Source organism: Corynebacterium macclintockiae (assembly GCF_027570165.1).
In the GTDB taxonomy this organism is placed as follows: domain Bacteria; phylum Actinomycetota; class Actinomycetes; order Mycobacteriales; family Mycobacteriaceae; genus Corynebacterium; species Corynebacterium macclintockiae.
This window is the reverse complement of sequence record NZ_JAKMUV010000001.1, coordinates 66592-79296: the sequence shown is the minus strand read 5'-3', so window position 1 is coordinate 79296 and position 12705 is coordinate 66592. Positions and strand designations below refer to the sequence as shown.

7 protein-coding genes and 1 pseudogene are annotated in these 12705 nt (G+C 63.7%); 4 read left to right on the top strand and 4 right to left on the bottom strand.

The genetic code is table 11. The features are described from left to right. Nucleotides 1–6: 6 nt before the first annotated feature. Complete coding sequence (locus L8U58_RS00320; protein ID WP_269954546.1) at nucleotides 7–2559, bottom strand: excinuclease ABC subunit UvrA; 2553 nt, start codon at nucleotides 2557–2559, stop codon at nucleotides 7–9. A gap of 251 nt (nucleotides 2560–2810) precedes the next feature. On the opposite strand from L8U58_RS00320, the pseudogene L8U58_RS00315 reads away from it, so the two are divergent. Next, nucleotides 2811–3073: pseudogene (locus L8U58_RS00315) on the top strand (IS481 family transposase); the annotation flags it as partial. A 120-nt stretch (nucleotides 3074–3193) separates the two neighbouring features. Here L8U58_RS00315 and ilvD read toward each other — a convergent pair. The 3 genes from ilvD to L8U58_RS00300 form a co-directional block, all read right to left on the bottom strand. Next, a complete protein-coding gene (gene ilvD / locus L8U58_RS00310) occupies nucleotides 3194–5041 on the bottom strand; it encodes a dihydroxy-acid dehydratase (protein WP_269954430.1) in 1848 nt (615 codons plus the stop codon). A 230-nt stretch (nucleotides 5042–5271) separates the two neighbouring features. Further along, on the bottom strand, nucleotides 5272–5841 hold the full coding sequence (locus tag L8U58_RS00305; RefSeq protein WP_237744254.1) for a PH domain-containing protein: 570 nt from the start codon (nucleotides 5839–5841) through the stop codon (nucleotides 5272–5274). A 13-nt stretch (nucleotides 5842–5854) separates the two neighbouring features. Beyond that, complete coding sequence (locus L8U58_RS00300) at nucleotides 5855–8083, bottom strand: mechanosensitive ion channel family protein (protein ID WP_269954429.1); 2229 nt, start codon at nucleotides 8081–8083, stop codon at nucleotides 5855–5857. 841 nt (nucleotides 8084–8924) lie between these two features. Here L8U58_RS00300 and L8U58_RS00295 point away from each other — a divergent pair. The 3 genes from L8U58_RS00295 to ilvC all read left to right on the top strand — a co-directional run bounded on the left by L8U58_RS00295 (nucleotide 8925) and on the right by ilvC (nucleotide 12478). Beyond that, the gene (locus L8U58_RS00295; RefSeq protein WP_269954428.1) at nucleotides 8925–10787 is read left to right on the top strand and encodes an acetolactate synthase large subunit; all 1863 of its coding nucleotides are present in this window, start codon (nucleotides 8925–8927) and stop codon (nucleotides 10785–10787) included. Then, nucleotides 10787–11305 carry an acetolactate synthase small subunit gene (gene ilvN, locus L8U58_RS00290; RefSeq protein WP_034991476.1) on the top strand — a complete coding sequence of 173 codons (519 nt, stop codon included), beginning with the start codon at nucleotides 10787–10789 and terminating at the stop codon, nucleotides 11303–11305. The genes L8U58_RS00295 and ilvN overlap by 1 nt, the downstream gene beginning before the upstream one ends. Before the next feature lie 156 nt (nucleotides 11306–11461). Next, nucleotides 11462–12478 carry a ketol-acid reductoisomerase gene (ilvC, locus tag L8U58_RS00285; protein ID WP_269954427.1) on the top strand — a complete coding sequence of 339 codons (1017 nt, stop codon included), beginning with the start codon at nucleotides 11462–11464 and terminating at the stop codon, nucleotides 12476–12478. Nucleotides 12479–12705 lie beyond the last annotated feature (227 nt).

Here is a 12705-nt window from a genome sequence, read left to right as displayed (position 1 = left end):
AGTTAGCTAGCTGCGCTCCGCTAGAACCCGCCCTGTTGCGGTGTCCGTTTCGGCCACTGCGGCGGGGCTTCCGTCTGCTACGACCCGGCCACCGCGCGCACCAGCGCCTGGGCCCATCTCAATGACCCGGTCGGCCTGCGCGACCACTCGCATGTCGTGCTCGACAACCACCACCGTGTTTCCACTGTCGACCAGCCGCTGGAGCTCTGTGACCAACAGATCAACGTCCGCGGGGTGCAGCCCGGTGGTTGGCTCGTCCATGAGGTACACAGTGTGACCACGCTGCGCGCGCTGCAGCTCAGTGGCCAGCTTGATGCGTTGAGCTTCTCCGCCGGACAGTTCCGTCGCCGGCTGGCCGAGTCGCAAATAATCCAACCCCACGGCCGACAGTGCCTGCAGCGCCCGTGCGATGGCTGCTTCGTCGGCGAAGACTTCCCGCGCTTCGGCAACGGTTAATCCCAGCACGTCCGCGATCGTCCGGCCGTTCCACGTCACGGCCAGCGTTTCAGCGTTGTAGCGTGCTCCGTGACAGTCTGGGCAGGGAGTGTAGCTGCCGGGCAGGAATACCAGCTCGACTTCGATTTGTCCTTCGCCGCTGCAGGTTGGGCAGCGTCCTTGGGTGACGTTGTACGAGAATCGCGACACGGTCCACCCGCGCTGCTTGGCGGCGTCGGTTTGGGCGAAGATTTTGCGCACCTTGTCGAACAGCCCGGTGTACGTCGCCAGGCAGGACCTAGGAGTCCGTCCGATGGGCTTCTGCGAGATCTGCACCAGCCGGTCGATGGTTTTGTCTGCGCTGAGTGTGGCGCTGAGTGTGGCGCTGGGGTTTGGGCTTGCGATTTCGGTTTGTGCAGGGTTCGTCACCGGATTCTTACCTTTGGACGCCACGTCTCCATCGTTAACCGCCGTCTTCACCTGTTCGCTTAGTGTGTCGGCCAGCACGTGCAGAAGGGTGGACTTGCCGGAGCCGGAGACGCCCGTAATAGCGGTGAATGCGCCGAGGCCGAAGTCTACGTTGAGGCTGTTCAGGGTGCGTTCGTTGATGTCAGTGAGGCGGAGTTTGCCGGAGGGGATGCGGGCGTCCGCGTCGCTGACCAGTTTCAGCGGCCCGGCGGCGAGTGCCCGCCCGGTCGGGGAATCCAGCTCCGCTAGCCCGGCGCTTCCGCCGGCGCCGCGGGACTCTTCAGCCGGGCCGGAGTAGAGGATCTCGCCGCCGAGTTCGCCTGCTCCCGGGCCGACGTCGACAATCCAGTCGGCCTCCGCCACCAGGTGCATGTCGTGCTCGACCAGCAGGACGCTATTGCCCGCGTCCAGGAACCCCCGGATCAGCTTCATCACCGCGCGGCGCTCCTCGGGATGCAGACCCGCGGACGGCTCGTCCAAAACGTATGCCACGCCGAAAAGCCCCGACCGCAGCTGAGACGCCAACCGCAGCCGCTGCATCTCACCCGCCGACAGGGTAGCGGCTGCGCGGTCCAGGCTCAGATGCCCCAGGCCCAGATCCACCACCGATTCCAGAGTCGGAATCGCCTGGTCCAGCAGAATCCGCTCCGCCTCCGCCGCGGCGCTGGCCCGCTCCGCCTCCGCGGTGGCGGAAGTTTCAGCGGCGGTCAGTGCTGTTGAGGCGCGGCGGGCAGCGAAACGCTTGAGAACGTCCTCCAGGGGAAGCGCCCCAAGGCTATCGATGGGAAGGCCGAGGTATTCCACGGAGAGGGCGTCGACAATCAGTCGACGGCCGGCGCACACCCCACAGCGGGACGACCTCATAAACGACAACACACGCTTCCGCGTGGAATCGGATCCGGTCTCCGCCAGAGTCTTCCGCAAATAAGAGGCCACCGAACGCCAGGTGCCCTCATATGTCCGCTGGATCTGATCCGCACCCCGGTGAGGGTGAATAGTCACCACCGGACGCTCGTCTGTAAAGAGGATCCACTCCCGGTCGGCCTGGGGGATATCCTTCCACGCAACATCCATAGGGAAACCGAGCTCCGCGACAATGTCGTGGAAATTCTTCCCCAGCCACGCACCGGGCCACGCGGCAATGGCACCCTCGTCGATGGATAGCGACGGATCCGGAACCATGGTCTCTTCCGTCGGCTCATGGACGACTCCCGTGCCTTGGCACTCTGGGCACATTCCCGCGGTCGTATTAGGGGAGAAGCAGTCCGAGGCCAAGCGGCCTCCGTGTCGTTTTCGAACCTCCGCCGGGTATTCGCCGCAGCGGGAAAACAACAGGCGGACGGTGTTCGACAGGTTCGACACCGTCCCCACCGTCGACCGAGCTCCGCCCGCCCGCGCGCCTTGTTCCAGAGCTACCGTCGGCGGCAACCCGTCGACGGATCCCACGCGCGGGTCCACTGCTCCGCCGATCAGGCGGCGGGCAAAAGGCGCGACGGATTCCAGGTACCGCCGCTGAGCCTCTCCGTGCAAAGTGCCGAACGCCAGCGACGATTTCCCTGATCCCGACACACCTGTCACTGCTACTAGCGCGTTGCGGGGGAGTTCGACGTCCTGGTGTTTGAGGTTGCGAAGGTGGGCGTCGCGAACGCGGATCATCCCAGCGCCAGCGCCACGCACGTCAGCGCCATGCGTATCAGCCCTTTCGCGGTCGCGGTTATTGCTATGGACGCCACCCGCCGCGGATACCGACTGACGGGTCACCTGGGCCTGAGAATTTGAATCGCGCATGTCCTCCACCCTACGGACGGCGCGGCGGGCGCCGAGTTCGACACTTCAGCGTTGGCGCGGCGGGGGTTGTCCGCGAATAAGGCGAACTCGTCACCGACAACGGACTCGTATTCACCGCCCACCTAGCCCACGGAATACGGACACCGCATGAGGTCTAAACCACCGACCCTAACGGCCAACCGGAAGAGCAATGGCGTGTCCGCAATGATTCCGTTACCCCAAACGGCAAGAGGCAACCGTCCGCTGCGCAAGCAGGCTCTACCAACTCGGCATCGGGCGAAAATACACCGGCGAAGCCATCCGCATGGTCATCACTGAGCACTTCATCGACGCGTCCCGCAATTGCCAAAAACCTTATTGGAAGAAAGGCCAGCTACCCCTTGCATACAGGCGAAACTGGCGCCTCGGAAAAGGAATACCGAGACGCCAGTTTGTCCACGATGCCGCGACTCGATGCGGTCGAGGCGGAAGGGGCGAGGCGGAAAGGATCGAGGAGGCTGAGCTACTTCACTTCGCGGACGGCTCCGCGGTCGGCGGAGGTTGCCATCGCGGCATATGCACGCAGCGCCTTGGTGACCTTGCGCTGGCGGGTGGTGGGAGTCCAAGGGTTGTCGGAGGCCTCCATCTCGGTGCGGCGGCGCGCGATCTCCTCGTCGGAGACGTTCAGCTGGAGGAGCCGCTCGTGCACGTCGATAGTGATCGGGTCACCGTCGCGAACCAGGCCGATCAGGCCGCCGTGCGCGGCTTCGGGGGAGATGTGGCCGACGGACAGGCCGGACGTACCGCCGGAGAATCGCCCGTCGGTGATCAGAGCACACTCCTTGCCCAGCCCGGCGCCCTTGAGGAACGCGGTCGGGTGCAGCATTTCCTGCATTCCCGGCCCGCCCGCGGGGCCTTCGTAGCGTACGACTACAACGTGACCCGGCTTGACCTTCTTGTCCAGGATCACGCGCACGGCTTCCTCTTGGGATTCGACGACCAGTGCAGTGCCTTCGAAGTGCCAGATCGACGGATCAACGCCAGCGGACTTGATCACGGCACCGTCCTCAGCGAGGTTGCCGCGGAGGATAACCAGGCCGCCGTCGGCGGTGTACGCGTGCTCTACATCGCGGATGACGCCACCTTCCGCGTCGGTATCAAGGCTGGACCAGCGGTTCTCAGTGCTGAACGGCTCGGTCGTGCGGACTCCACCGGGGGCAGCGTGGAACAACTCGATGGCCTCCTCCGTGGCAGCGCCGGAGCGGATATCCCAGGCCAGCAGCCATTCCTTCAGCGTGGCGGAGTGAACGGAGTGTACGCCTTCGTTCAGCTTGCCTGCGCGGTAGAGCTCGCCGAGGATGGCGGGAATGCCGCCTCCGCGGTGGACGTCTTCCATGTGGTAGTCGGAGTTCGGGGAGACCTTCGACAGGCACGGAACTTCCCGTGACAGCTGGTCGATGGAGTGGAGGTCGAAGTCGACTTCGCCCTCCTGGGCAGCTGCGAGGATGTGCAGCACGGTGTTGGAGGATCCACCCATTGCCATGTCCAGCGCCATGGCGTTTTCAAAGGCCTCGCGGGTGGCGATGTTGCGCGGCAGGACGGAGGCATCCCCCTCGCCGTAGTAGCGGCGGCACAGTTCGACGATGGTGGTGCCAGCCTTGGTGAACAGGTCGCGTCGTTTGGCGTGAGTCGCCAAGGTGGAACCATTGCCCGGCAGCGACAGGCCCAGCGCCTCGGTCAGGCAGTTCATCGAGTTGGCGGTGAACATGCCGGAGCAGGAGCCGCATGTCGGGCAGGCGGCGGACTCAACTTCCAACAGCGACTGTGCGTCGACCTTGTCCGACGCGGAGGCGGAGATAGCGGTAATGAGGTCCGTCGGAGCCTGCACGACACCGTCGACTGCCACCGACTTGCCAGCTTCCATCGGCCCGCCGGATACGAACACCACCGGAATGTTCAGACGCATGGCGGCATTCAGCATGCCGGGCGTGATCTTGTCACAGTTGGAGATACACACCAGCGCATCGGCTGCGTGGCCGTTGACCATGTACTCGACGGCGTCAGAAATAACTTCGCGGCTGGGCAGCGAGTAGAGCATGCCCGCGTGCCCCATAGCAATGCCATCGTCAACGGCAATGGTGTTGAACTCGCGGGGAACGCCGCCGGCTTCGCGGACGGCGTCGGCGACGATGTCTCCGACGTCCTTGAGGTGCACGTGGCCCGGTACAAACTGCGTGTAGGAGTTCGCGATAGCGATGATGGGCTTTTCGAAGTCCTTGTCCGTCATGCCTGTCGCACGCCACAGGGCGCGGGCGCCGGCGGCGTTGCGGCCTTGGGTGGTGACACTGGATCGCAAGGGGATGGCGTTCATGCTGTTCTCGGTTCTCTTCTCGTCGTCTTTGAATGTGGGGTCTCGGAGTGTGGGATCTCTGAGTGTGGGGTTTTTGTGTGGAGTCTTTGTTCGTGGAGGTTGCTATCTAGCTTTCGTGGCCGTGCATTTGCTGCGCCGCCCGGTTGGCGCGTGCCGCCCGGTTGGCTGCGTCGCCCGGTTGGCTGCGCTGCCCGGTTGGCGCGTGCCGCTCGGTTGGCTGCGTCGCCCGGTTAGTTCTGTGCGTCGGGGGCGCTGTCTTTCCCGTTGGCTGCTCCTGGCTCCGCGTGGCTACTTTCGGCACCAGCGTCGACTCCCGCTTCGCGGCGGCGCTGCTTTTCGTAGTCCTTGTACTCGTCCTTGTCCATGAGTACGGCGTAGCCGTCCTTGTTCACGACCTGCACCTTGTCATCGGTGGCTGTGCGTGCCGGGGTCACCGGATCGGGGATACGACCGCCACTTGCGGAGCTCAAGCTCGCCAGGGAATTGAAGGTCACGCCCGGCAGCCAGAAGCTGTTTTCCTGGTTATCCACTGCGTAGGCGCGTCCGGCTCGGTTGAAGCGGAGTGCGCGGAAGTCTTCCCACTGCATGGTTTTGCCTGCGCGGAAGAGGTAGCGCGTGGTGATGGCTTTGGTCGTCACGGTGGTGCGTACTCGCAAAGTCCACAAAATAAACACTAGCGGCAGCAGCGGAACCCAGAAAAACCAGGCGACCTTATAGCCGGTGAAAAGCAGGCAGATCAGGAACATGATGATCCCGCCGAGGATGTGTTCGCGGCTGGGGTGGAAAACCTTCGAGCTCATGTCTGTCATTTAATCAGTCGCGCGTTGCATTGGTTGCATTGGGCGCGCCCAGGGCGTGTAGATGGGTAATAGACGCGGGGGAGTCAAAAGCGTCGAATTCGGAATCCTTCGGCTCGTTCGAAACATTATTCTGAGCGCCGCCGCCCGCGCCACTGTTCCCGCCTGCAGCGCCTGCATTTCCGCCCGCGCCGCCGTTTGCAGCGCCACCCGCAGCGCCGTTGGAATTTGCGCCTCCGTTGCCACTGACGCCACCGTTCCCGCCGGAGCTACCATTGCCGCCGGCGCCACCGTTGCCGGATCCGTCGCTGGGGTTGTTGCTAGGGGAGTTGCTGTCTCCGCCGGACGGGTTCTGATTGCTTTGGCCGCCCTGGTCGTTCAGAGAAGAATCGCTGCCCTGAGCGGGGGACTGCTCGCTGCCAGTGGGGGACTGTTCCCCGTTGGAAGGAGACTGTTCGCCGTCGGTCGGCTGCTGCTTGTCGGAGGATTGCTGCTCTGATGTCCCGTTGGTTCCCGTCGGCTGATTCTCGTCGGATTCCTTCTTGTTGGTGGTTGCACTGTTGGCCGGGCGGTCGCGCCAGTAGTCAGGGGAGAGCCAGCCGGCGTCGCGTCCATCCGGGTTCGATGACGCCAACGCCAGGCCACCGACCACCATCAGTGCAATGATCAGGCCGGTCGTCGACGGGCGGGTGCGTCCGCCGACGCTCATGATCCTCTTGAACCGGGAGGAGTGCTCTTCGTCGCGCCAGAATCCCCGGCTGTGGTTTTGCTCTGAATCGTCTGCGTTCTTTTCTGTGTCAGTGTCCGCGCCTGTGCCTGTGCCTGTGCCTGTGCCTGCGCCTGTGCCTGTGCCAGTGTCCGTGCCAGTGCCAGTGGCATTGGCGGCGCCGGTGGCAGCAGAAGCAGAGTCGACGCTGTCAGTAGCGTTCGCATCCGCGTCCGGAGCGGTGGCGACTGCGGTGGCGGTGGCGTTGGCGCTGGTGGGGGCGGCGGCGGATCGGCGGCGGATGGTTCCGTCGCTGTCCAACGGAGCCGTTCCCGGACCATCGTCTTTCGACGCCGGGTGGGTCGGACTGTACGCTTCCGCAGAGCTGGCAGTGGAGTCGCTCTGGGAGTTCGCGTTCTCTCCGCCGGCAGCGGTTTTCCCCGCGGCGGCGGCCGCCGCGTCACTGGCCGCGGCCGCTGGCGCGGAGCCAGTCGCGGGTGCAGGGGCTGCGTCACTGGCCGCGGCCGCTGGCTCGGCGTTGGCCGCGGCGGTGTGCCCGCCATGTGGCGCGTGCCCAGACGTCGGGCGGGGGTGCTGGGCGGGCATGACCTCCGTAGGCGCCAGCGCGGACTCCGCGGCCATCGCCTTGATGGGACTGCGTGAAGAGGAGGCGTGGGCGGAGGCGTCCGTACCAGCGCGAAAGACCCGCGGCATGTCGTAACGATCCCAGAAAACATTCACCAGAGCCGAGCGCAATACGCGCTCCACCGCCCACTGGCGCGCCGGGTTCACCACGACCATCACTCGGAAATTCACCTGCCACGACTGACCCGCCGCCGTAGGAGCGACAATGTCCGTTGCAGGCAGAACTTCCAGCTCGCCAGTCACGTCGTCCGCGATCGTCGGATCCCGGAGCGCTTCCGCAGCCGTAGCCTCCACGCGGTCGGTCAACTGAGCCATCGACTCGCCCGGCTGCAACGGCACAGCCAAATCCACCACCGCACGAGACCAATCCTGCGAATAGTTTGTAATCACGCCCGCGGAACCATTCGGGATCATCACGACCTCTCCCGACGCAGTACGAATCTTCGTTGCGCGCAACGTCAGTGCGACGACGGTGCCGGAAATGTTGCTCGACGTGCCGTCGAAAGCGACGAAATCTCCCACGCCGAACTGGCGCTCCGAAATGATGAAGAACCCCGCCAGGAAATCCCCAATCACGTTCTGCGCGCCGAAACCAATAGCCGCCGAGACAACCGTCGCCGGCAACGCCGCCCCCATCGCGGGCACGCCCAGGTTCGTCAGCCCCAGCATGATGATCGCGAAGTAGGCAATCGCCTGCACCACGTACACCAACGCGCCGACCAGTGCGAGGCGGGACTTTGTTGCCTCTTCTCCACGATCGAATCGACCACTGACGATGCGAATCGCCAAACGCCCGACACGGGGGATCAGAATTGCGATAATGATCAGTGCACTCAAGGGAATGCCGTGGGCGACCAGCCATTCCCAGAGTTGAAATGCATAGAACTTCAACATGCTTTCCCACCGTAGTCACGGAAGCTGTTTGTTAGCTGCCAGTTCGGAAGCTGCGGATAGAATTCAGCCGAATTCAGCCGAGTTCAGCCGGATTCGGCGAAAGTTCGCCGGGGTTTAGCGGCGCTCTGTCTGGATTCTGTTGGAGTTCGAATGCTGTGTTCAGGTTTGCGGGCGCGGGCGCGGACGCGAGCGCAGAGCGCAGGCGCGGGCGCGAGACGCGGGCGCGGGCGCGAGACGCGGGCGCGAGCACAGAGCGCAGGCGCGGGCGCGGGGTGGAAAGCGTGGGGCGTGGCACGGGGTGGAGGGCAAGGGGAAGTACAGGTCGCGGGGAGTTTTGGGTGTCCATTAGGTGAGAATCCCCCGCCACAGTTTGGGAAACATCTGGTCAAACGCTTGACGTATCGAGGGAAAGTAGCTACATTTAGAGCTATGAAATCCACGGAACTAGTACGAGTACTCATTACCGAGGGGCGCCACTAGCCACCTCGTCGAGCTCGATACGGCGCCCCCAACAACCGACGGCAACGTCGGGTGCTTGGGGGCTTTTGTTGTGTGGAGGACATGCACCCAAACCGAAAAAGCGATTCCATACCGAAGATTTTCGGCCTTTCGCTTCCCGGTGTCGCCAATGCGCGGAAGTGTGTGCGCTTCGATACGGCGCGAACGCTGAGTCACGGCGCACGCTGCGGCACGGCGCGAACGCTGCGGCACGGCGCGAACGCTGCGGCACGGCGCACGCCGCGGCACGGCGAACGCTGCGACGCAGCGCGTAGCGCGGCTGGCGGCCGGGGAGCGGGGCGAAGAATTGAAGGCAGGACGGATTCAAGGAGCGAAGGACAACGTGACACACACATCACGCTCGCAACCCAGCCCCGCCAGCTTGGCGAAGAACTCCCGCGGCAAGCGGCCAGAGCGAATTAACGGCGCCCAGGCCGTGGTCCGCTCCCTAGAAGAGCTAGGCACCGACGTAGTATTCGGCCTGCCCGGAGGCGCTGTGCTGCCGCTCTACGAGGCGCTGTACGACTCCGAGAAGCTGAACCACATCCTCGTCCGCCACGAGCAGGGCGCAGGCCACGCCGCCACCGGCTACGCGCAGGCGACCGGCCGCGTGGGCGTGTGCATCGCAACGTCCGGTCCGGGTGCGACGAACCTGGTGACCCCCATCGCTGATGCGAACATGGACTCGGTGCCTCTGGTCGCTATCACCGGGCAGGTCGGTAAAGGTCTTTTGGGTACTGACGCCTTCCAGGAGGCGGACATTCGCGGCGTAACCATGCCGATCACCAAGCACAACTTCATGGTTACCCGCCCGGAGGACATCCCCGGCGCCATCGCGGAGGCTTTCCACGTGGCCAGCACCGGCCGCCCCGGCGCGGTGCTGGTGGACATCCCGAAGGACGTTCAGAACGCGGAGTTGGAATTCAACTGGCCGCCGAGCTACGAGCTGCCCGGCTACCGTCCGGTCACCAACCCGCACCCGCGCCAGATCGAGGAAGCTGTGCGGATGATCAGTGCGGCGAAGCGCCCGACGCTGTACGTCGGCGGCGGCGCGATCAAGGCGGAGGCGCACGCCGAGCTGCTGGCGTTCGCGGAATCCAACGACATCCCGGTCGTCACGACGTTGATGGCGCTGGGCGGGTTCCCGGCCTCGCACCCGCTGTACATGGGCATGCCCGGCATGCACGGAAGTGTTCCGGCGGTGGCGGCTCTGCAGCGCTCTGACCTGCTGATCGCCATCGGCACCCGCTTCGACGACCGCGTGACCGGACATGTGGAAAGCTTCGCCCCGGACGCGAAGGTCATCCACGCGGATATCGACCCGGCGGAGATCGGCAAGATCCGTGAAGCCAACGTGCCGATCGTTGGTGACGCGCGTGAGGTTCTGGCAGCACTCCAAAAGGCGATGCAGAATCTAGACCTGAAGAAGCCCACCACCGCCGGCTGGCTGAACTACCTGAACAAGCTGAAGCAGGACTTCCCTCGCGGCTACGACGAGCAGCCGAATGGCAAGCTCGCCCCGCAGTTCGTGATCGAGACACTGTCCAAGACCATCGGCCCGGACGCAATTTACGTTGCAGGCGTGGGCCAGCACCAGATGTGGGCAGCCCAGTTCGTGGACTACGAAAACCCCCGCACCTGGCTGAACTCCGGTGGCCTCGGCACGATGGGATACTCCGTGCCCGCGGCCATGGGCGCGAAGGCTGGCAAGCCGGGCACTTCCGTCTGGGCTATCGACGGCGACGGCTGCTTCCAGATGACCAACCAGGAGCTCGTCACCTGCGCGGTGGAGAAGCTGCCCATCAAGGTCGCCCTCATCAACAACGGAAACTTGGGAATGGTCCGCCAGTGGCAGACGCTGTTCTACGACCAGCACTACTCCCACACCAACCTGAAGCCGGGGGAGACCTACCTGCCGGACTTCCTCATGTTGGCTGAGTCCATGGGCTGCGCGGCGTTCCGCGTCACAAAGCCAGAAGATGTAGAGCCGACGATCCGCAAGGCCGAAGCGATCAACGACAGACCCGTCGTGATCGACTTCATCGTCGGCGAGGATGCGCAGGTCTGGCCGATGGTCGCCGCCGGCACGTCCAACGAAGAAATCCAGTACGCACGCAACCTGCGGCCGCTGTTCGACGAGGAATCCTCGGCGGCGGAAGATCCCGCGGAGATCCACGAGGTCACCCTGGAAGGTGAGCAAGAGTAATGAACACGAATAAGTCGCAGGTCCACACCCTGTCCGTCCTGTGTGAAGACGTCGACGGCATCATTTCGCGCATCTCCGGCATGTTCACTCGCCGCGCGTTCAGCATCATCTCGATCAGCTCCGGTCGCACGGAGGTCGAGGGCATCAACCGCATCACCATCATTGTCGAAGGTGAGGATCATGTGGTCGAGCAGATCACAAAGCAGCTGAACAAGCTGATCCCCGTCATCAAGGTCACGCGCCACGACCCGGAGGCTATCGTCTCCCGCGGACTGATGATGGTGAAGGTCTCGGCGGATAACTCCAATCGCACGCAGGTGGTGGAGTCCGCGAAGCTGTTCCGCGCCCACGTTGTTGACGTCGGCCCGGAGTCGGTGATCATCGAGTGCACCGGCACGCCGTCGAAGCTGCAGGCTCTGTTGGACGTCCTGGAGCCGTTCGGTATCCGAGAGCTCGTCGAGGCGTCGCCGACTGCGATCAGCCGCGGTCCGCGCGCCATGTACCCGGCGAATCTGTAGCTCTTTTGGTGACGCCCCCAGCGTGCGGCCGTGAGGGCGTCACTACCTACGAAAGAGGGCAGGCACCCCCTAAAGTTCACTATGTGGACACAAAAATCTCACCAAATGAAATAAACTCTGCTATAAATGTAGACAGTCAACGAAAGGATGCTCCCCATGGCAATTGAAGTTCTGTACGACAACGACGCTGATCTGTCGATCATCCAGGGACGCAAGGTAGCCATCATCGGCTACGGCTCCCAGGGTCACGCTCACGCGCAGAACCTGCGCGAGTCCGGCGTAGAGGTTGTTATCGGCCTGCGCGAGGGCTCCAAGTCCCGCGCCAAGGCTGAAGAAGCTGGCTTTACCGTGAAGACCAACGCCGAGGCTGCGAAGTGGGCGGACGTCATCATGCTGCTGGCTCCCGATACCTCCCAGGCGAAGATCTTCACCGAGGACATCGAACCGAACCTGAACGACGGCGACGCACTGTTCTTTGGCCACGGCCTGAACATCCACTTCAAGCTGATCGAGCCGGCTGACAACATCATCATCGGCATGGTTGCGCCGAAGGGGCCAGGCCACCTGGTTCGCCGTCAGTTCGTCGACGGCAAGGGCGTTCCGTGTCTGATCGCGGTGGATCAGGATCCGAAGAACAACGGCCGTGACCTGGCTCTGTCCTACGCAGCCGCTATCGGCGGTGCGCGCGCCGGCGTGATCCCGACGACCTTCGAGGCCGAGACCGTGACCGACCTGTTCGGCGAGCAGGCTGTTCTGTGTGGCGGTACCGAGGAGCTGGTGAAGACCGGCTTCGAGGTGCTGGTCGAAGCTGGCTACGAGCCGGAGATGGCGTACTTCGAGTGCCTGCACGAGCTGAAGCTGATCGTGGACCTGATGTTCGAGGGCGGCATTGGCAACATGAACTACTCCGTGTCCGACACGGCTGAGTTCGGTGGCTACCTGTCCGGCCCGCGCGTCATTGACGCGGACACCAAGAAGCGCATGAAGGACATTCTGACCGACATTCAGGACGGCACCTTCACCAAGCGTCTGGTTGCCAACGTTGAGGGTGGCAACAAGGAGCTGGAGGAGCTGCGTGCTTCCTACAACGATCACCAGATCGAGAAAACCGGCGCTAAGCTGCGCGACCTGATGAGCTGGGTCAAGGTCGACGCTCGCGCCGAGACCGCCTAAAGCGGCCTGGTCACAACGGCCTGGCCGAAACTGCCCGACCGAAACTGCTCGGCCGAAACTGCTCGGCCGAAACTGCTCGGCCGAAACTGCTCGGCTGAAGCGGCCTGCTTAAAGCGGTCTGGCTGAATAACTGAATGCTTTAGATTTCCAAGTTTATGGATTCTGAATTTGGAATCTGTTTAGCGGGGAGCCCATGTTCCGGCCGCCAATGGCGAGCCGTTCTGGCT